This window comes from Vibrio jasicida CAIM 1864 = LMG 25398 (assembly GCF_000400365.1).
GTDB classification, from domain to species: domain Bacteria; phylum Pseudomonadota; class Gammaproteobacteria; order Enterobacterales; family Vibrionaceae; genus Vibrio; species Vibrio jasicida.
On sequence record NZ_BAOG01000090.1, the window covers coordinates 40,588 to 61,448 of the forward strand.

The 20,861-nt window shown below is 47.8% G+C and carries 20 protein-coding genes; 11 read left to right on the forward strand and 9 right to left on the reverse strand.

The window, feature by feature from the left end:
• The first annotated feature begins 115 nt into the window (after window positions 1–115).
• Together VJL_RS21180 and VJL_RS21185 are read left to right on the forward strand one after the other, a co-directional pair.
• Entirely contained in the window at window positions 116–1,003 is an 888-nt protein-coding gene (locus VJL_RS21180; protein WP_038881283.1) for a TIM barrel protein, read from the forward strand.
• A 31-nt stretch (window positions 1,004–1,034) separates the two neighbouring features.
• Complete coding sequence (locus tag VJL_RS21185; protein ID WP_038881286.1) at window positions 1,035–1,784, forward strand: sulfite exporter TauE/SafE family protein; 750 nt, start codon at window positions 1,035–1,037, stop codon at window positions 1,782–1,784.
• Between the two features lie 12 nt (window positions 1,785–1,796).
• Here VJL_RS21185 and VJL_RS21190 read toward each other — a convergent pair whose 3' ends face one another.
• Window positions 1,797–2,687, reverse strand: a complete 891-nt coding sequence (locus VJL_RS21190) for a LysR family transcriptional regulator (protein ID WP_038881288.1) — start codon at window positions 2,685–2,687, stop codon at window positions 1,797–1,799.
• Between the two features lie 70 nt (window positions 2,688–2,757).
• Window positions 2,758–4,200: a sugar porter family MFS transporter gene (locus tag VJL_RS21195; RefSeq protein WP_038881291.1), complete on the reverse strand. Its 1,443-nt coding sequence runs from the start codon at window positions 4,198–4,200 to the stop codon at window positions 2,758–2,760.
• Between the two features lie 537 nt (window positions 4,201–4,737).
• Here VJL_RS21195 and iolE point away from each other — a divergent pair.
• The 9 genes from iolE (at window position 4,738) to iolG (ending at window position 14,684) form a co-directional block, all read left to right on the forward strand.
• On the forward strand, window positions 4,738–5,631 hold the full coding sequence (iolE, locus tag VJL_RS21200) for a myo-inosose-2 dehydratase (RefSeq protein ID WP_038881294.1): 894 nt from the start codon (window positions 4,738–4,740) through the stop codon (window positions 5,629–5,631).
• A gap of 93 nt (window positions 5,632–5,724) precedes the next feature.
• Complete coding sequence (gene iolD, locus VJL_RS21205; protein WP_038881297.1) at window positions 5,725–7,596, forward strand: 3D-(3,5/4)-trihydroxycyclohexane-1,2-dione acylhydrolase (decyclizing); 1,872 nt, start codon at window positions 5,725–5,727, stop codon at window positions 7,594–7,596.
• Between the two features lie 98 nt (window positions 7,597–7,694).
• Window positions 7,695–8,870 carry a Gfo/Idh/MocA family protein gene (locus VJL_RS21210; protein WP_038881300.1) on the forward strand — a complete coding sequence of 392 codons (1,176 nt, stop codon included), beginning with the start codon at window positions 7,695–7,697 and terminating at the stop codon, window positions 8,868–8,870.
• 12 nt (window positions 8,871–8,882) lie between these two features.
• Entirely contained in the window at window positions 8,883–9,869 is a 987-nt protein-coding gene (gene iolC / locus VJL_RS21215) for a 5-dehydro-2-deoxygluconokinase (RefSeq protein ID WP_038881302.1), read from the forward strand.
• Window positions 9,870–10,049: 180 nt separating this feature from the next.
• Window positions 10,050–10,919 carry a 5-deoxy-glucuronate isomerase gene (locus tag VJL_RS21220; RefSeq protein WP_038868950.1) on the forward strand — a complete coding sequence of 290 codons (870 nt, stop codon included), beginning with the start codon at window positions 10,050–10,052 and terminating at the stop codon, window positions 10,917–10,919.
• 10 nt (window positions 10,920–10,929) lie between these two features.
• Window positions 10,930–11,757, forward strand: a complete 828-nt coding sequence (locus tag VJL_RS21225) for a class II fructose-bisphosphate aldolase (protein WP_005437843.1) — start codon at window positions 10,930–10,932, stop codon at window positions 11,755–11,757.
• Window positions 11,758–11,829: 72 nt separating this feature from the next.
• The gene (locus VJL_RS21230) at window positions 11,830–12,663 is read left to right on the forward strand and encodes a MurR/RpiR family transcriptional regulator (protein ID WP_005437844.1); all 834 of its coding nucleotides are present in this window, start codon (window positions 11,830–11,832) and stop codon (window positions 12,661–12,663) included.
• Between the two features lie 185 nt (window positions 12,664–12,848).
• Window positions 12,849–13,676 carry a sugar phosphate isomerase/epimerase family protein gene (locus VJL_RS21235; protein WP_038881305.1) on the forward strand — a complete coding sequence of 276 codons (828 nt, stop codon included), beginning with the start codon at window positions 12,849–12,851 and terminating at the stop codon, window positions 13,674–13,676.
• 21 nt (window positions 13,677–13,697) lie between these two features.
• The gene (gene iolG, locus VJL_RS21240) at window positions 13,698–14,684 is read left to right on the forward strand and encodes an inositol 2-dehydrogenase (RefSeq protein WP_038881308.1); all 987 of its coding nucleotides are present in this window, start codon (window positions 13,698–13,700) and stop codon (window positions 14,682–14,684) included.
• Window positions 14,685–14,778: 94 nt separating this feature from the next.
• On the opposite strand, the gene sstT is transcribed toward iolG, so the two are convergent.
• The 7 genes from sstT to VJL_RS21275 form a co-directional block, all read right to left on the reverse strand.
• Window positions 14,779–15,996, reverse strand: coding sequence for a serine/threonine transporter SstT (gene sstT, locus VJL_RS21245; RefSeq protein WP_038868957.1), 1,218 nt, complete (start codon window positions 15,994–15,996; stop codon window positions 14,779–14,781).
• A 358-nt stretch (window positions 15,997–16,354) separates the two neighbouring features.
• On the reverse strand, window positions 16,355–17,431 hold the full coding sequence (rsgA, locus tag VJL_RS21250; protein ID WP_038868958.1) for a ribosome small subunit-dependent GTPase A: 1,077 nt from the start codon (window positions 17,429–17,431) through the stop codon (window positions 16,355–16,357).
• Window positions 17,432–17,685: 254 nt separating this feature from the next.
• Window positions 17,686–17,988 carry a PTS sugar transporter subunit IIB gene (locus tag VJL_RS21255; protein WP_038868960.1) on the reverse strand — a complete coding sequence of 101 codons (303 nt, stop codon included), beginning with the start codon at window positions 17,986–17,988 and terminating at the stop codon, window positions 17,686–17,688.
• Window positions 17,989–18,166: 178 nt separating this feature from the next.
• Complete coding sequence (locus VJL_RS21260; protein WP_038868962.1) at window positions 18,167–18,634, reverse strand: copper chaperone PCu(A)C; 468 nt, start codon at window positions 18,632–18,634, stop codon at window positions 18,167–18,169.
• Window positions 18,624–19,235: an SCO family protein gene (locus tag VJL_RS21265; RefSeq protein ID WP_009706507.1), complete on the reverse strand. Its 612-nt coding sequence runs from the start codon at window positions 19,233–19,235 to the stop codon at window positions 18,624–18,626. The genes VJL_RS21260 and VJL_RS21265 overlap by 11 nt, the downstream gene beginning before the upstream one ends.
• Before the next feature lie 9 nt (window positions 19,236–19,244).
• The gene (locus tag VJL_RS21270; RefSeq protein ID WP_005437869.1) at window positions 19,245–19,670 is read right to left on the reverse strand and encodes a hypothetical protein; all 426 of its coding nucleotides are present in this window, start codon (window positions 19,668–19,670) and stop codon (window positions 19,245–19,247) included.
• A 203-nt stretch (window positions 19,671–19,873) separates the two neighbouring features.
• The gene (locus VJL_RS21275) at window positions 19,874–20,791 is read right to left on the reverse strand and encodes a polyprenyl-phosphate transporter (protein ID WP_038881311.1); all 918 of its coding nucleotides are present in this window, start codon (window positions 20,789–20,791) and stop codon (window positions 19,874–19,876) included.
• Window positions 20,792–20,861: the final 70 nt, after the last annotated feature.

Consider the following 20,861-nt stretch of genomic DNA (forward strand, 5'->3'; position numbering starts at 1 on the left):
AGCCAGGAATTCAAAGCCGCTTTGCGAAAATGCAAAGTACAAACGAGGCGCAAATCACGAACTTTTACCCCCACCAATCTTAAGGTGAAAGGAAATCAACTTAGGAGAAAAACACATGCTTGATCGTATTGCTTGCGCCCCATGCTGCTGGGGAGTGGAAGAGGCATCTCATGCGACCAACCCAAGCTGGGGAAAGGTGTTAATGGATGCGAGTGACAGTGGCTTTCGTGGTATTGAATTAGGACCGGATGGCTTTTTCCCAGAAGATCCTGAACTGCTGAAAAGTGCGTTTCGCGTACGTGGATTGCAGATGTGCTCTGGCAAGGTACAAGTGCCATTTTGCGATTCTGCAAACATGTCTGCCATTTTGGAAGATGTCGATACCGTTTGTCAGCGCTTAGATGCATTGGGTGTAAAGAACTTACTGGTGATGGAAGGCATTCACGCGGAACGCTATGGCTATATAGGACAAAGCGTCACTGCACCGCGTTTGAAAATGGAAAGTAAACGAACCATGATTGCCAACCTCGAACGCATCATTAGCGTAGCTAGCCAATATGGTTTGCGCTGTTTACTTCATCCGGGCATCGGCGGTTACATCAGTTATAAAGACGAGATCGATTTTGTCATGAGCCAGGTTCCAGCGAACAAGCTCGGACTTTGCATCGATATCGGGCATGCATTTTTAGATGGGATGGATCCGCTGGGGCTTATCCGTCAGTACGGAACGCGCATTGAGCATATTCATGTTAAAGATGTGTCGACGGACAAATTGAGGTTAGCTAATCGCGATAAGTTGGAGTGGGTCGATGCGTACAGCAAAGGGCTGATTACGCCACTAGGGGATGGCGATATCAAGCTCCAACAAGTGATGAGTGCACTTAAGGCGGCCGACTATCAAGGTTGGATCGTGGTCGAGCATGAACACGGCACCGCAGACGTGAGTCAGGTTTCGCGCGATTTAAAACGCAGTCGCGATTATCTCGCTCAGATTGTGGCGTAGTTCGATATTCGATTCTAAAAAGGTGACGATGATGCTCAGCGATCCTTGGTTCTATCTTTTGGCGATTCCTGCGGTGTTAATCTATGGCATTGGTAAAGGTGGGCTCGGTGGGGCGCTGGGCATTTTGGCTGTTCCTATGATGGCGCTGGTGGTGCCGCCAACACAAGCCGCAGCGATTTTATTGCCCATTCTGTTGGTAATGGATGCCTTTGCGGTGCGTCATCATTATCGAAATGCCGATGTTCGAGTGCTTAAAACCATGCTGCCTGGGGCTTTGCTTGGGGTGGTATTAGCGGGCTTATTTCTGAGTATCACGCCAGAGTCAGGGTTGAAGATCACCGTCGGTGTGTTGTCTTTGCTGTTCTGCTTTCAGTATTGGTTAAGTGGTGAAACACCCTCTCAATCAGGGAAGCTAGATGCTTGGGTTTGGAGCACTCTGAGCGGTTTTTCCAGTACTGCAATTCATGCTGGTGGCGGTCCCGCGAGTATTTATTTACTCCCGTTGAAACTGCCTAAAATCAACCTGATAGCAACCATGGCGGTGCTGTTCGGCATAGTGAATGTAGCGAAACTCGTGCCTTACATTTGGCTTGGTGAATTTGATTCGACCAACTTAATGACTGCGCTAGTGTTGATTCCACTCGCGCCCGTTGGCGTTAAGATGGGTGTGTATCTTTTGCATCGCGTCAGTCAGGAAAGAATCTATCAGCTCTGTTACTTGTTCTTGTTTCTTTCAGGCGCCAAGCTGACTTACGATGGCGTCAGCAGCTTATTGTTTTAAATCCAATCCGTCTTAACAAGGGGTTTTTAATAAGAACTCTTTGAACTTTATCGCCACTGGAGATGCAGTTTTGGGTGAATGATAGTACAGATTCAAACTCCAAATACTGGTCTCATACTCTTCCAATAACGGTACTAACTCGCCTTTATCTACTGCTTCTGTTGTGACAAATTGCGGTAAGTACGCGACGCCTGCACCCTTTAAGGTGCCACTAAGCAACAGGTCACTGTCATTCACTTCAATAGTTTTTGGCACTTTCAGCACCATGTTTTCCATTCCTTGACGGAAGATCCAATCGTTGCTGCCTGTCAGTGTGGTTGCAATCAAGCAAGCGTGGTCTCTTAGTGCTTCTGGATGCGTAGCCAAGCCATGCTTTTCAAGATATTGAGGCGAAGCCACGACGATAAACGGGCACTGCATCAGCTCACGTTTCACCAGTAATAAATCTTTTTCACGGTAGCCTTGGAAGCTAGCGTTAGCGCTGATCATCAGGTCACAAGTACTGGCATGATCTAATGCCCAAGGAGTGACGTTGATGTTGAAGGTCACCTTTGGGTTAAGCTTGGAATAATCGGCGATTTTGTCCATCAGGTAGTGATTGGCATACACGGGCGTGCACGCGATGTTGATATGACCTTTTTCGCTGTCTTGGAAGTCTTCTAATTTGCGGCTGATACGCTCGGCGCTGTCAACAAGAGGAGAGAACTCTTCATATAAGGTTTGGCCTGCTTGAGTGGCTTCCAATAATCGGTTCGAGCGGCGGCATAGGGTAGTGCCGAAGTGTTGTTCCAGTTCTTGCAGCCAACGGCTTCCGGCGGAGACCGAAATATTGAATTTACGCGCTGCGGAGGAGATAGACCCAGAGCGGATCACATAGACAAAGAACGCCATTTTATCGAGCATGAGGTTTGCCTCCAAAAGCAAAAGGGAACAAGTGCTAACACCTGTTCCCTTTGTAAAACATTAAGTTATCTTATGCACGTGCTTCAGTCGCAGTTCCAGATACTTTTTTACCCAGTTTTTTCGCCATCGCTTCTTCCATTTTTTCCAAGCTGACGCCTTTGGTTTCAGGCACATACTTGACGACCACGAACATACAGATGAGGGACAAGACGCCGAATAACCAGAAGGCAAAGGCACCGTTGAAGTTCTCTTGTAGGTAGGCGTTTTCATTGAGCATTGGGAATGACTGCGTCACGATAAAGCCAGTAAACCATTGTGCACCGACCGCGATAGCCATGGCACGAGAGCGGATACTGTTCGGGAAGATTTCTGAAATCATAGTCCAACATGCGCAGCCCCAAGAGGTCGCGTAAGACACCACGTACAGACAAAGTGCGAATAGCGCCGCGTAACCTTCCGTTTGCTGGTAAAGCACGTAGCCAACGATGAACATACCGAACGCACAGCCAAAGGTGCCGTATTTCATCAGTGGCAAGCGGCCGACTTTATCGATCAGGTACATACCCAAAGCGTTACCACCGATAAATACGATACCCACGAACGTGGTTTGGAATAGCGCGTTTTCAGTAGAGCCTGTGATTGGTTTTAAGATCTCCGGAGTGTAGTACATGATCACGTTGATACCGGTTAGCTGCTGGGCTGCCGCGACAAACGTACCGATAACCAAGATTGCGAACAATAATGGCGAACGCAGGCTGACCTTGTTCTTCTTCGCACCATGACTTTCTACTAACGACTCTTGGATCTCTTTGATCAAGCGGTCCGCGTGTTTCGGGTTAGAAATTCGAGAGAGAGTATCTTTTGCTTCGGCGACTTTGCCTTTTAGTACCAGCCAACGTGGTGACTCTGGAATGAGGAACAGCAACATGGCGAAAAGCGCGGCAGGAATCACTTCTGACCCGAGCATCCAACGCCAACCGAGATCGACGAGCCAAGCCTCGGACATGCCTTTTGCAATTAAATAGTTAACGTAGAACACGCCAGTCTGACCGATAACCGCGGATTGCTGGAACATGCTCACCGCGCGCCCACGGAAGTCTTTTGGCGCGACTTCCGACATGTACATTGGTGATACCACACAAGCCAGACCTACCGCGACACCGCCTACGATACGGAGCATGACATAGAACGAGAAGGTTTGTGCGAGGGCAGAACCGATGGCTGAAATGATAAAGAGGATAGCGGCGATAAAGAGTGTGTTGCGTCGACCGTATTTAAGGGCTGCCCAACCTGCGCTTACTGCGCCAATAATACTCCCTAGTACAACGCTGGATACGGCCCAACCGGTTTGTGCTGCTGACAATCCGAAATATTCACGGATTGGTCCAATTGCCCCAGAGATAACAGCAGTGTCGTAACCTAATAAGATGCCTCCGAGTGCAGCGATACAACAAATCCTAATGATGTAGGCGAGGTTGTGCTTTCGAGCTTCGGCCTTGGATGTAGCTTCCATTGTTTTTTCCTTTATTAGATCCCCAATCCTTCCCTTAACCATCGAATAAGAGCCAGTTGGGTAGCGGCCAATACTCCGCTTTGTAGGGTACGAGTATTGGATATCTATATTGCCGACTTGTTGTGTTTATTAGATGTATGAAAATTATTTTTCATTTGTCGGTTGGTTTAATCATATTTACTCTTTTGTTATTCGACTAGGTGTCTGTTCGTTTTTTATCCTAAAGTGTTATCCAAATCAAATAATGAAAAACATTTTTCATTTGATGTGCTTTATTTAACTTAATGATTTTAAATGATAAATTATAAATGAGATCCAGATCATACTCGCTTGAAAGGCACGTGGCTATTAGCTTTTTTCATGATTTAACAATTTGATGACATCGATTGCTTTGATTGAAAAATATTTTTCAATTTGTCTTTTTTTCGCTAATGTAATTTCCAGTGAAACGAAATTGGTGAAAGAAAAGCATCGATAAAAACACGCTTTTACTTCACGACATTTATTAAATAACGCAAACATTGTCGGAGAATAAAAATGAGCAACGTGCAATATGGAATTAGCCCACTGACTTGGACCAACGATGATATGCCTGAATTAGGCGGCGATATCCCATTGGAAACGTGTCTAAGTGAAATGGCAGAAGCTGGTTTCACTGGTACAGAGCTAGGTACTAAGTACCCACGTGAGCCAGAAGTTCTAATCCCTCTACTAGAAAAACATGGCCTAGTGCTCGCTTCTGGCTGGTACAGCGGCAATCTAATGAAGCTGACTGCGGAAGAAGAAATCGCAGCGATGCAAGAGCACATCAAATTGCTTAAGGCTGCTGGCTGTAAAGCAATGGTGTTCGGTGAAGTGAGTAACACGGTTCACGGCGACATCAACACGCCACTTTCTCAACGCGTGATCCTTACTATGGATGAGTGGAAAACCTACTGCGCGAAGTTAACTCAAGTTGCGGAATACCTTCTAAACGAGCACGACATCAAGCTGTCTTTCCACCATCACGTCGGCACCATCTGTGAAACGGAAGATGACATCAACATCATGATGGAATTCACTGGCGAAGCGGTTTACCTGACTCTAGATACGGGTCACATCACTTACGGTGGTGGTAACCCAGTGACCATGATCAAACGTTGGGGTCACCGTATTGGTCACATGCACTTTAAAGACCTTCGCCTAGAAGTAATGAAAGCCGCGCGTGATGCAGACAAATCATTCTTAAACGCAGTACTTGATGGCGTATTCACTGTTCCTGGTACAGGTGACGTGGATTACGACGACGTATTCGCAGCACTAAAAGAGCGCAACTACCAAGGCTGGTTGCTGGTTGAAGCAGAGCAAGACCCAGCGAAAGCGCACCCATTGACGTACGCGACAACTGCTTACGAGAACATCACAGGCTACGCGAAGAAATACGGCCTATAAGAGCACAAGCAAGGAAGGGGAGATTCGTCTCCCCTGTATCAAGCCGCGGAGACAACGTGGCTACAAAAATGATTGATACTACCGGGGAAGACAATGAAAACTGTACGCCTAACTGTTGCAGAAGCGCTAGCTCAGTACCTAGCCGCACAAATGATTGAAATTGATGGTAAAAAAGAACAGCTGTTTGGTGCAGCGTTTGCCATCTTTGGTCACGGTAACGTGACGTGTTTTGGCCAACAGCTAAAAAACATCGAAGACAAAATTCCGACTTGGCGTGGTCAAAATGAGCAGTCGATGGCAACAGCGGCAATCGCGTATGCCAAAGCGAACTTACGTCGTCGCATCGGCATCGCGACCAGTTCAATTGGTCCGGGTGCAACCAATATGGTTACCGCAGCAGGTATCGCGCACACAAACCGTTTACCAGTGCTTTTGATTTCTGGTGATGCTTACGTCAGTCGTCTGCCAGATCCTGTGCTTCAACAGCCAGAGAATTTCTACGATCCTTCTATCACTTGTAACGATGCGTTCAAACCGCTAACACGTTACTGGGATCGCATTATCTCGCCAACGCAATTGATGCACTCATTGCCTCAGGCAATTGACACTATGCTTGACCCAGAAACCTGTGGTCCAGCGTTTATCGGCTTACCACAAGATATTCAGGGCGTGGCTTACGATTTCCCTGAAGTCTTCTTCCAAGAAAAAGTACACCGCATTCGTCGTCCAGAGCCAGAAGTGGCAGATCTAGAAGATGCAAAAGCGGCGTTGCTTAGCGCGAAACAACCTTTGGTTATCTCTGGCGGTGGCGTGCATTACTCACTAGCAACGGACGAGTTGGCTGCCTTTGCGAAAAAACACAACATCCCTGTGGTTGAGACCATTGCTGGTCGCGCCACGATGCTGCAAGACAATCCTCTAAACGCAGGTCCAATCGGCGTGACAGGCTCAGACTCTGCAAACTACATGGCAGAGCATGCGGATGTGGTGTTGGCGGTGGGTACTCGCTTACAAGACTTCACGACAGGCTCTTGGTCGGTGTTCAAGAACCCAGATATGAAGCTGGTTACCATCAATACCGCACGCTTTGATGCCATTAAACATCGCGCTATTCCAGTTAAAGCAGACGCAAAACGTGGCTTAGTTGAGCTGTCTAACCTACTGGGTGATTTCCGTAGCAGTGACGAATGGGCGGCAACGGCGAAAGTGCAAGCGGATGAATGGAAGGCCGTGGTGCATCGCCGTACTCATCCTCAACCAGGCGACCTACTCGACGGTACGTCTTCTTATGCAGAAGTGATTGGCAAGCTCAACAAATCTATGCAGCCGGGCGACACCGTACTTACGGCAGCGGGTGGCTTACCAGCAGAGCTCGCGATGAACTGGCAGAACTACCAAATTGGTAAGTTCGACATTGAATTCGGCTTCTCTTGCATGGGTTATGAAATCGCAGGTGGTTGGGGCGCGAAAGTCGCGAACCCAGATAACGATGTGGTTGTGCTCGTCGGTGATGGTTCTTACCTGATTCAAAACTCAGACATCTACTCGTCAGTTCTGACGGGTCACAAGATGATTGTCGTGGTATGCGATAACGGTGGTTTCGCGGTGATCAACAAGCTGCAAAACAATACGGGTAACGAGTCGTTCAATAACCTATTGGAAGACTGTCGCCGTCCTGATGGTGAGGTAGCTCGCGTGGACTTTGCTAAGCATGCCGAAGCGCAAGGCGCAATCAGTGAGAAGCTGACCTCAATCGACCAGTTTGATGACGCATTCCAACGTGCCAAAGAAGCCGACCGTACTTACGTGATTGTGGTTGACATCGACCCAGTATCGCCAATGGCTTGGTCTAAGTGTGATTGCTGGTGGGAAGTGGGACTTCCTCAAGTGACACGCAATGACGACACCGCTGAGAAAGTGGCGGCATGGGAAGAAGGCAGAGCAGCGCAACGCGCCGGCGTTTAAGCCCAAACCGATTTATGTATCAAAACATCCAGCTTTAAAACAGATTTCAACAATTCGATTTATAGGCTCTTAAGCAAGAGCCTGTCAAGGAGTCAAACATGTTTAATGAAGAACGTCATTTTGAGCAACCAATCCGTTGGGCAATGGTCGGCGGTGGTCGTGGCAGTCAGATCGGTTACTCGCACCGTAATGCGGCGCAGCGTGATGGTTTGTTCAAATTGGTAGCTGGTGCATTCGATTTGGATGCGGATCGTTGTCGTGATTTCGGTGAGAACTTAGGTCTAGATGGCGACCGTTGCTACGCAAATTACAAAGAAATGTTTGAGAAGGAAGCGCAACGCGAAGATGGCATTCAAGCTGTTTCAGTCGCAACGCCAAACTCAACGCACTACGAAATTTGTAAAGCAGCACTGGAAGCCAACTTGCACGTCGTGTGTGAAAAACCAATCACCTTCACGACGGAAGAAGCAGAAGAACTCAAACAGATCGCAGCAGAGCGCAATCGCGTGATTGGCGTGATGTACGGTTACAGCGGTTTCCCAATGGTTCAGCAAGCGCGTGAAATGGTGAAACGTGGTGATCTGGGTGAGATTCGTGTTGTGAACATGCAGTTTGCTCATGGCTTCCACAACGAAGAGTACGAGAAAAACGATCCAGGTTTGAAATGGCGCGTCAGCCCAGAAGTCTCAGGTCCAACTTATGTTCTAGGCGATGTAGGTACGCACGCTTTCTACCTGTGTGAAGTGATGACAGGTCTTGAAATCGACCGCCTGTCTTGCATGCGTCAAAGCTTCATCCAGTCACGTGCTCCGCTCGAAGATAACGCTCACATCATGATGCAATTCAAAGATGGTGCGGTCGGTACGCTTTGGGCATCTGCAGTGAATGCAGGTTCGATGCACCAACAAAAAATCCGCATCGTCGGTTCGAAAGCGTCCATCGAATGGTGGGATGAGCAACCAAACCAACTTCGTTTTGAAGTGCAAGGTGAAGCTCCACGCATTCTAGAGCGCGGTATGGGCTACCTATACCAAGATGCTCCGGGTGTGGCTTCCAACCGTGTTGGTGGTGGCCATGCAGAAGGTTACTTTGAATCATGGGCGAACTTGTACCACCGTTTCGCGTTGGCGTTCGATGCGGCGGACCGTGATGACCAGCAAGCGCTGTCTGAAATTTGGTTCCCGGGTATCGACGCTGGCATCGAAGGCGTACGCCTATGCGAGAAGTGTGTGGAATCTGCAGACCAGAACGCCGCTTGGGTTGAATACAAATAATAGGAACAGACGATGACAAACATTGCACTTGAAATAAATCGACCATTGGATGCCATCGTTTTAGGACGTGCGGGCGTAGATCTCTACGCTCGCGAAGCTAAAACCGACATGGCGGACATCTCCGGCTTCAACAAATTCGTTGGCGGCTCAGCAGCAAACATTGCGGTGGGCATTGCCAAGTTAGGCGGTAAGGTCGGCTTTATTGGCTGCGTGGCTGACGATGCATTCGGTGGTTACGTCAAAGGTTACATGACGGAGCAAGGCATCAACCTTGATGGTATGAGAACCGATGATTCTGGTTCGCGCACTTCGGTGGCATTCACTGAGATGAAGCCAAAAGATTGCACCGTGCTTATCTACCGTAACAACGCATCGGATTTGACCATCAAACCAGAAGAGATCGACCCAACTTACATCGCTAGCTCAAAAGTCTTGGTAGTCACGGGTACGGCCTTGTCGGAAAGCCCAAGCCGTGAAGCCACTTTGATTGCGATGCAGCATGCCCGCCGCAGCAATACCTTAGTGGTGCTGGATGTCGATTACCGTCCTTACTCTTGGCGTACGGATACCGATGCTTCGATTTACTACGGCATTGCCGCGGGTCTTTCAGACATCGTTATTGGTAATCGTGAAGAGTTCGACATGATGGAAACCGTCATTGCACCGGGTAACACCGATGATGACCAAACGGCGGCTCGATTCCTCACGGAGAACACGCAAGTGGTGGTGGTGAAAGCCGGTGAGCATGGTTCGAAAGTGTACGACCGTACGGGGCATAAGTTCGAGCAAGGCATTTTCCGAGTGGAAGCCAATAAGCCATTTGGTTCTGGTGACTCATTCGCCGGCGGTCTGATTTGGACGCTAGTTACTGGCGGTTCGCTAGAAGAGGGCGTACGCAACGGCACGGCTGCAGCGGCGATTAATGTCAGCGGTCACAGCTGCACAGAAGCCATGCCAACCAAGGAACAATTATTCGATTTTATTGAGACGCGAAGTTAAGCACGGTTTGGTGCTTTCGGGCACCACATTGCTGCGCGTTTGGTCTCCCGGGCCGGTATGTCACTTGAGGGTAACCAAACAGTGCTCGTACACACCATCGTGGCCCGGCTTTTTTGTTAAGCCACTTTCAGAAGGATAGGACAGTCTCGTTATCAAACGAACTGTGAGGAGAAAAGAAAAATGGGAAAACACATTCCACCATTTGATAACAAGAATGAACCAATTATTGGTGCGAACGACGAAGTAACGCCGCTATGTTACTTCAACCAAGTGTTCTTGAATCAGAACGAAACTTTTGACCATGTTATCGAAGGGTATGAGTCTGTCATCGTATTGGCTGGCGGTACTTGCAGTATCACTGTGACGAAAGACGGCGAGAGCGAAACGTTCGACAACATTGGTAAGCGTAAATCAGTTTGGGACGGCAACCCAGAAGCGGTTTACGTGCCACTTGGCTACCGCGCAACCATCCAATGTGTGAGCGACAAGGCTGACGTCATGATTGCGGGTGGTAAGTTTGAAGCGTCACTGGAGCCTTTCTGTGTCCGCGAAGAGAACGTGGACATGGTTCAGTACGGTTCAGATGACACCAAAACACACCGCAAGATCAAACACGTGCTGGGTCAATCCAACGCAGACAAACGTGGTCGCTTATTAGTGAGTGAGCTATTCACCGTTGGGGCAGGCGGTTGGTCTGGCTTCCCTCCACACAAGCACGATGAAGATCGTGTTAAGCCTGACGGCAGCAAAGAAACCCTTTACGAAGAAGTGTATCAATTCCGCTTCAACCCAGATTTTGGCTTTGGTGCGCAGTTCCTATACGAGCACGAAGACGACTTTGGTCCGGTTTACCACGTGCGCACGGGCTCAGTGATTGCCATCGACAAAGGCTATCACCCAAGTGTGGCTGCTCCGGGTTACGAAATGTATTACTTCACCATCATTGTTGGCAAAACAGAGAAATCTTTGATTCAGCACTTCGATCCGCACCATGAATACCAAGTGGAAACGATCCCTGGCATCAAAGACATGATCGCGAAATTTAAGTAGGGGAATCATCATGTTGGTAAATTTGAATGACCTATTGCCGGAGGCTGCGGCGTCTAACTACGCTGTCCCTTGCTTTAATGTGTTCGGCTTTGAAGATGCACGTGCTGTTGTTGAAGCGGCAGAGCAAGTGAACAAACCTGTAATTTTAGCCTGCAACAAAGACGTAGTGGATTTTTATGGCGTAGAAACCGCTGCGGCGATGTTCCTAAATCTAGCGCACAAGAGCACAGTGCCTGTTGTGCTTCACCTTGACCACACTTACGAAGAAGACATCGTCTTTCGTGCGCTTAAAGCTGGGTTTAGTTCCGTGATGTTTGATGGCTCGCAACTGACGTTGGACGAGAACATTGCTCGCACCAAGAAAGTCGTGGAAGTGGCGCATGCGTTAGGAGCATCGGTAGAGGGTGAAATTGGTTCGGTGCCTTACGAAGAAGGTCGCGACCACATAAAATCTATCTACACAGAACCGGAAGACGCGGCGCGCTTTGCAGAAGAGAGTGGCGTTGATTGTGTCGCAATTTCTGTCGGCAACGTTCACCGCTTAACCGAGCCAACTTGTACTATCGATTTTGGTCGTCTAGACCGTATCGCAAATGCTGTGGCTGTGCCGTTGGTGATTCATGGTTCGAGTGGTATCCGCGATGAAGACATGCTCAAGCTCAAGCAAAGCCGCGTGTCCAAGTTCAATATTGGCACCTGTTTGCGTCAGGCTCTGGGCCATAATCTTCGCGATTACATGAATCAGGAACCACAAAAGTTTGACCGTATTTACTTCATGCAAAAGGCGATGCCTTATGTGAAAGAAGAAGCGGTACGAAACTTTGAATTATTATCTTAAAATAGCGGCCCCTTTTGTTACTATAAGGGGCCTCTATCTCCAAGCGTTCATTGATAGGAGAGCAGTATAACTATGGATGTTGAAGTGAAAGCACCTGCAGATTTAGACACACTAAAAGAGTTAATCGCAAAGCGTTACGACAGTTTGAGCGGGCGTTTGCAGCAAGTCGCGGATTTCGTAACCGACCAGCCGATGCTGGTGGCGGTAGAAACCATGGCGACCATTGCCAAGCAAGCTAACGTCCCCCTGTCGACCTTAAGCCGATTCTCTAATGCGATGGGCTTTGATGGCTTCACTTCTATGCAAGTACTGTTTCGCGATCAATATTTGAATCGCCCGAGAGATTATAAAGAGCGCGTTCGTAAAGCTCGTGAGATGGAGGACGTCCCGCATGACTCGCCTCAAGCCATTTTCCAAGATTTCGGACACGCGAACATTGAAGCACTAGAACAGCTTCAAATGTCGGTCTCTCCTCAAAAGCTGGAACGTGCAGTGGCTCTGATGGATGGTGCAGAAACCATCTACATTCAAGGTACTCGCCGCGCTTACCCAGTGGCTTTCTATCTTTGGTACGCCCTCATGAAATCTGACAAGAGTGTCGTGCTCTTGGATGATCACGGTGGCATGTTGTCTCCGTTAACTCGACGAATGAACGATAAAGACGTTCTGTTTGCTATCACCTTCAATCCATACGCGGAAGAAACCAGCCAACTGATTGATGATGCTTGCAAAAAGAACGTGCCGATTGTCTGCATTACTGACAACCAAATGACGCCTCATGGCAGCAAAATGGATGTCTGTTTTGAAGTGCAAGAAGGCGAATTGATGGGCTTCCGTTCGCTCAGCAGCTCCATGTATTTGGCGCAGGCGATTGCGGTGAGTCTGATTTGTCGAGAAGTGAAGTAATTTCATCGCTCAGTAATCTCGAATAGGGACGCGATCCTGCGAGCGAATAAGCAGTAAAGCGCGCAGATTTTTCCATACCTTTGTCCACTGATTAGGTGCAACTTAGCGGTTGTGCTGCGGGTTTGCTCGAGCTGAATTCGGCTTATGTCCTGCAATGTACAGGGCAATGAGAAGAGGTAAATCTGATGCGTTTTGCTCTACATGGCATGTGCTCTCTGCACAGCAATATCCTATCTGATGTCCGACTTGCCAAAGAAACTGGCTACCAAGGACTCGAAATCCACACCGAAAAACTCTGGCGTTATATTCAAGCTGGCTTCACTGCTGAACAACTCAAACAGCGCATGGATGAGTTTGGCATTGTCCCAACAGCGATCGACATCATTGGCGCAGTTGAAGTGACAGATAAAGCCGGCCAACGTCAATTGTTCCAAGATTCAGAGACGTTGTGCCGTTTTGCGCAAGCCGTGGGTGCACCTACCATCCAGCTCAATGCTTTTGAGGCATTAAATGGCTTAACCAAAGAGCAAAACATCGAACTCACGGCACAGAACATTCGCCAGATTACCGACATTGGTAAGAGCTATGGCATCCGTTTCCAATATGAAGGCGCGGCTTGGACTCCAATCGCCAAGTTGGAAGATTACTTCCGCCTGTACGACGCCGTCGGCCGCGACAACTTTGGTTTTGTTCTGGATACATGGCACTTATGGGCATGTCGCGGGGCAACGTTGGAGCAAGTGGCAAATATCGATGCCGAGCTGATTTACAACGTGCACTTGTCTGACGGTAAGCGTCCTGCTCCGGGCGAGGCTTGGCCCGATGAGCGCGCTCTACGTGGTTACTTGTTAGGGCAAGGTGAGGTGCCATTAAAAGAATGGGTCGATGCGATTCGCCAAACAGGTTACGACGGCTTCTATTCTGGTGAATTCCTCAATGACCAACTGTGGGAAGGGGATTACTACGACATAGCCACAGATATGTTGGCGGGCATGAAGCGTCAATTCGATTAAGCGACACAGAAGGGAATTACTATGTTTAATATTGCTTTATTTGGAGCGGGTCGAATTGGTCAAGTCCATGCGGTCAATATCGAACGTTCACCAGAAACCACGATTTATTCGCTTATCGAACCTTATGAAGTCTATGCGGATCAGTTTTGTGCGCAGTATCCGCAGACAAAACGCCAAACCGTAGAAGAGGCGATGGCGGATGACGACGTTCATGCGGTGTGCATTTGCTCTTCAACCGACACTCATGCGGATTTGATTGAGCGAGCAGCAAAAGCAGGTAAAGCCATCTTTTGTGAGAAGCCAATCGACCTTGATTTGGGGCGAGTACGTGATTGCTTGGGCGTAGTAAATCAGCATCAAGTGCCTTTCTTATTAGGCTTCAATCGCCGCTTTGACCCGCATTTCCTGAGTCTTAAGAAAGCGTTGGATGACGGTCAAATTGGCGAACCAGCAAGCGTAATTATCACCTCTCGTGATCCTGCGCCACCGCCAGCACAATACAGTAAGTCGTCCGGTGGTATGTTCCGTGATATGACGATTCACGACCTCGACATGGCGCGGTTTATCTTAGGGGAAGATCCAATCGCAGTTACTGCACATGGCAGTTGCAAGGTAGATCCTGCCATCGGTGAAGCGGGAGATATCGATACCAGTGTGGTGACGCTTACATTTCCTTCTGGCGCGATGGCGACGATTCATAACAGTCGTCGCTCTGGTTACGGGTACGATCAACGTCTCGAAGTGCATGGCGAGAAAGGTACGCTGCAAGTGGCGAATCTGACCGAAAATCTAGTCAGCCGCAGTACAGAAACAGGGCAAACAGGCGCAACACCGAAGTACTTCTTCTTAGAGCGTTATGAGCGTGCTTACGTGGCGGAATGGCAACACTTTGTTGAAGTACTGAAAGGCGAAGCGCCATGCTGCTCTGGCATAGATGGCGAGATTGCTCTGACGCTAGCGGATGCTGCGTTAGAGTCGATGCAAACAGGGAAGACGGTTCGTTTGTAAGTCACCCTTAACAGGAAACAAAAAGGGGAGCCGCATTGGCTCCCCTTTCTATTTCCTACACCAAAGATGCGTAAATCTTACTGATGCATAAGTCTTACTGAGTTTTTTGCTGTTCTGATTTGCAAACAGCGGCAGTGAAGATAACGTCTGTTGAGCTGTTTAGCGCTGTTTCAGCAGAGTCTTGAATTACACCAATGATGAAACCAACTGCTACAACCTGCATTGCTACGTCGTTTGAAATACCAAACAGACCACACGCCAGTGGAATCAGTAGTAGAGAACCACCAGCAACACCAGATGCGCCACACGCTGATACTGCGGCAACAATACTTAGAAGTACTGCTGTCATGAGATCAACTTCGATGCCCATAGTGTGTACTGCTGCTAGCGTTAGCGTTGTGATGGTGATTGCTGCACCTGCCATGTTGATGGTCGCGCCCAGCGGGATAGATACAGAGTACGTATCTTCGTCTAGGTCTAGCTTCTTACATAGGTTCATGTTCACTGGAATGTTCGCAGCACTTGAGCGTGTGAAGAATGCTGTTACGCCACTTTCACGTAGACATTGGAACACTAATGGGTACGGGTTTTCTTTCGTTTTGAAGTATACGATCGCTGGGTTAACCACTAACGCAATGATCATCATCGAACCTAGCAGTACCGCTAGCAGATGTGCGTAGCTTGCTAGTGCGCCAAAGCCTGTTGTTGCAAACGTTGATGCAACTAGACCAAAGATACCGAACGGAGCAAGACGAATGATGAAGCGAACAATGTGAGAAACACTGTGGCTTAGATCTTCGAATACCGCTTTCGTCGTTGCTGATGCGTGGTGAAGCGCAAGACCAAGACCAACACCCCAAGCAAGAATACCAATGTAGTTAGCTTCTACTAATGCGTTTACTGGGTTATCAACCAGTTTGAACAACAAGGTTTGTAGAACTTCTGCGATACCTTGTGGTGGCGTTGCACCTTCAGCACCGGTTACTAGCGTTAAATTGGTCGGGAAAAGGAAACTTAGTAATACCGCGGTTAGTGCTGCAAAGAAGGTACCCGCTAGGTAAAGAACCACGATTGGGCGCATGTAAGTGTGTTGGTTTTTCTTTTGGTTCGCGATAGACGCTGCGACCAAAATGAACACCAAGATCGGTGCAATGGCTTTTAGTGCGCCAACAAAAAGGCTACCAATCATGCCAACACTTTGAGCATGGCTTGGAGAAATTGTTGCTAGTAAGATACCAAAGACGATACCGACGAGGATTTGGAGAACGAGGTTACCGCGAGCATATCGGGCAACGAGACTGTTGTGTTGCATACATCATTCCTGCAATGTGATGTCTGAGCAAGCGCGCAAAATTCAGTCATTACACGGCGTAATGTTCCTTGTAAAACAAGGGCTGAAGGTTGGAATTGCGTTGCTAAGACGTCCTGATTATCAATTATCCTGTTTTTATAAATTCAGCCATATTCTTGCTGAATATCACATATCTTAGCTTGGTAATATTTTGTGTCTAGTTTTAGTTTGTTCTTAGTTTAAATGTTTGCTTGATGTTGCCATTATTGGTCTTTTGTGTTGATTTGTGTCGCCAAATATGAATGATGGTTTTTCATTAAGTTATTAAAAAAGGAGGCGTTAGCCTCCTTTGTTCTATTGATTACCTAAATACTACAACTTAGTAACCTTGTTGGCGTTTTCGCTTTTCTCCGACGACATTACGTACCATCTTTCCAAATTGCTTGCTTTGCGCTCGCTTCTTAGCAAGTGTCGCGCCGTTATGGGCTTGTTCGCGCAGTAACTTCAGGTAGTTAGTAAAGCGGCGCATCTCCAACGTGCCATCTTCAATCGCAGCTTGAACGGCGCAACCTGGCTCTGTTTGATGCTGACAATCACCAAATCGGCATTGCTCTGCTAATGCTTCGATATCAGAGAAGGTCTCACTAACGCCAGCTTCGCAATCGGTCAATTGGATCTCACGCATTCCTGGCGTGTCCATTAAGACGCCGCCAGAAGGTAACAAGTGAATAGAGCGAGAAGTGGTAGTGTGTCGACCTTTGCTGTCGTCTTCACGGATACCACCCGTTTCTTGTTCTTGTTCGCCTAGTAGCGTGTTCACTAAAGTGGATTTACCCACACCAGATGAGCCAATAAAAGCAACGGTTTGCCCTTCGCCGCACCAACTCATTAACTTGCTTACGCTCGATTCATCTAGGCCATTTACGCTTTCGACCATTAGCAATGGATCGAGCCTTTGCACCTGAGTTTTTAGTTCATCGACATCGTCACATAAATCGGCTTTGGTCAGCACAATCACGGGCTCAACATCGGCTTCATTGACCAAAGTTAAATAACGCTCAATGCGGCTGAGGTTAAAGTCGTGGTTGACTGAACAAACGATAAAGACCGTATCCACATTTGCGGCGATAAGCTGCTCGGCAACCTTGCTGCCTGCGGCTTTACGACTGAATAAGCTGCGGCGTTCAAGTAAACGAGAAAACTGCTGTTGGTGGTTTAGTATCACCCAGTCGCCCACTGTCATGCTGGGTAGTGAGGCTTGGATAGGCAAATGGGTTTCACCTTGCTCGCTTACCACGACATAGCCACTGCGATGGTGAGCAATCACTCGTGCGAAGAGCGTGTCTTCATAATCGTCTAACGTCAGTTGTTGTTGAAAAAACGGTTTCCAACCTAATAGCTTTAACGGGTTAGGTTGAGTAAGTAGTGTTTCACAAAAAGAATGTGTTTTATTCATTGTTGAATTATCCCAGACGCCACAAAGCGCCTTAATACAAATCGTATGAGGGTCTAATTCGCATAGAGCTGACCCCGGTGGAAACCGGGCAAAGAAGGGAGGTGCTGTGGCTTAGCCACGAGAAAAAGTTGGACGTTTACCCTTTCACTGCCCAGTTAGTGTTATTCATTACAATCATCATATTTCCTCTTCGTTGGTGAGTTAACGGCCGGAGTATAGCGGCTGTGATTCGAATCTTACAACTCCTTTGCGTTTTATATGTGTTTTATTCGACGTTCTTCCATCTCTTGTGAATAGGTGTTGGCTTTTACGCCGTAGATGATTTGGATATGTCGGTCATCGATGATCACCACACCGTGTGCCCCGTGTTCTTTCAATGCTTTTTGATTCACGATAGCGGTGCTTTTTAACGTTAGGCGTAGCCTTGTCGCGCAAGCGCCCGTTTCGACCAAGTTATCCAAACCGCCTATGGCTTGTATCACGGTGTCGACATCTTGTTCCAGATTTGGATTCACTTGGGTCAGCATTTTGAAGACGCGAGAAAGGGCTTTTAACATGGCGAGAAACTCGTTTGGCAGCAAAGCCTTGTTTATATCTCAGCTGCGGCTATTTCGCTCTGATTTAGGACACAAAATTATGCATTGATAGCTTGGTGAATGCTGCTCAGAGAAAAGAGAGAGGAATAAAAAAGCTCCTCACGTTGGAGGAGCTTTGAACTGATTTGCCGAGCAACAATTAATGCTGATGCTCGTGCTTTTTCATTCCAGCCATGACTTTTTTAACCGGTGCGGTAAAGCTTTGCTTTTGACCATTGTCGTAAGTCACGGTGACTTCGATTTCGTCGCCTTCATTAAGCGGCTGTTTAAGGTCGAACAGCATGATATGCAGGCTGCCCGGTTTTAGCTCGGTGGTTTCTTTTGCTGTTAGTGTGATGTGATCTACTTGACGCATCTTCATCACATCACCTTCTTTAATCACATCGTGCAGCTCAACTTTGCCTGCTGCTGGTGTTTCTGCTGCAACGATATTGATGTCTTCTTGGCTTCGGTTAGCAAAGGTAACAAATACAGCACTTGTTACGGCACCTGGCGCCATGGCTCGTGCATACGGCTCATGTGGCATTACATTGAGGTTTGCTTGTGCCAAAGGGCTTAGAAGTAGGGCGGAGAGGGCTAACGTTTTGATTGCATGCTTAGCTTTCATTGGTTTTTCCTTCTGCAGTCAGTTTGGTTATCGCCTCGACAATTGGCGCAGGCGTTAAAGTATGTGGCACTTTAGTGATGAGTGTGCCGTCGGGCTTCAAGAAATAGAAATATGAGCTGTGGTCGAGAGTGTATTTCAGCTCAGAACCTTCGAGTTCCGTTTTACGGAAGATAACACCGTACTTGTGAGCAAGTGGGGTGGTGACATCCAACGGTGCTGACAGGCCTTCAATCATAGGGTGGAAGTAGTGCGCGTATTTGGCGGATGCATCGGCTTCGTCGCGCTCTGGATCAAGCGAGATAAACATCGGGCGCAACTGTGCTTTTTGCGCATCGTCGATTTGATTGAGTGCGCCTGCTAGCATGGCTAATGAGGTCGGACACACGTCTGGACAACGCGTAAAGCCAAAGTAAACAATGCGAATGCGATCATCGCTGGTATCGAAGATATCGACAGGTTTATCGCCTTCGCCGAACAACACACTTTGTTCGGTCGCGACTTGTTGTTTTTTCTCTACGTCTTTTTGTCCATCTAGATACGTTTTGGTACCAAAGCCGAGGACAAAAGCAACCACGAGAAAAAGAGACCAATTACGGCTCATATCAATTCCTTATCTTTGCATTTTGAGGGCTGGGTAGATGGTGTCTTTACCGTCGGAAAGCTCACCAACCCACGTCATCGAATCTTGTGTACAAACGGGCAATGTCACGTCGCCCACGAATTTACCCGGCGCCACTTTCTTCAGCATGAATTTTGGCTCGCCCATTTCCATTTCTCGACCAACCAAACTTAATACAAGCTGATCGGCTTCGCTGTCTTGCCATTCGACTTCGAGTTGAGCGGGGATCAGAGGTTGAGCAGTATCGACGCTAAGCGTCATCGCAACATCATGTTGGATGCAAGGTTCAGTAGAGAGGAAACAGTATTCATCGAGCGACTTAGGCTCGGGCGCTGAAGAGAAGTTTTTGATGAGGGTAGGCGCGTAAAAGCCAGCAACCAGTGCAACGGCTATCCCTGCGATTTGTAACACTTTCATTAAGATTCAGTATTTATCACTTAACATTGTCTGCATCCTAGCACAGATGGGATGTAGGAAAACTCGTAACTTCAACAAATTGTGCACTATACCCAAGTAACCTCGAGATGCTGGTTCAGCGAGAATGATTTGGTTTGTAGAGCGTAAATAAAAAAACGGAGCCAATGGCTCCGCTTCTTAAATGATGGAATAGTGGTTCAGATTTATTTGTTTGAATCCGCAAACTTTTCTAAACCAAGTACCAGTGCAATGGCAGCTAGCATCATGATCACGGCTAACACCAGTTGTGATGGTTGAGACGTGATGTGCTCAAACTCAAACGGTGACAGGTTTTGCTCTAGCAATGGTACTTGTTCACCTTTCGAGTTTGTACGCCATGTTAACGTCTCTTTCCAAGGCCAGATCTTCGGTAGCGTGCCGATCATCAAGCCTGTTAGGAACATCAAAGTTAAATCGCGGAATTTGCGCAGTAACCAAGATAACAGGTGAGAGAAAGACAATAGACCGACCACACAGCCAACAAGGAACAGTGCAAGAATATCAAATTGGAACCCTTTCACTGCGCCTAGTACAGGAGCGTACATGCCGATCAACAGCAAAATAAAGCTGCCTGAGATGCCCGGTAGGATCATTGCACAAATCGCAATCGCACCTGCAAGAATGGTGTTGATTGCAGTTGGCTCCATGTGAAGTGGTTTTAGTACCGTGATGCTGTAGGCAAAGCCAATACCAATCAAGAGGGCAACAAAGCGAATCGCATCGCGTTTCTCTACTTGGCGAATGATGTGGTAGACCGACACCAAAATCAGGCCGAAGAAGAAAGACCAGATTGGAATTGGGTGGGTTTCTAGTAGCCAACTGATCAGTTTTGCCAGTGTTGCGATACTAGTGAAAATGCCCGCAAACAATGAAATCAGGAAGAAGCCGTTAATATGGTTAAATACGGCTTTGAAGCCATCTTTTTTCCAAATCGAGAAAAGTGATGGGTTAATACGTCGAATGCTTTCTAGCAGCGTGTCGTAAATGCCGGTAATGAATGCAATGGTGCCGCCTGATACGCCAGGGACAACATCAGCTGCACCCATGGCCATTCCTTTAAAGTAGGTGATTAGATAGTTCATTTCTCAAGTACTAAGTCATGTTGATGGCAGTGAGTATACAAACATTGATGTCAAAAAAGTATGAAATAGT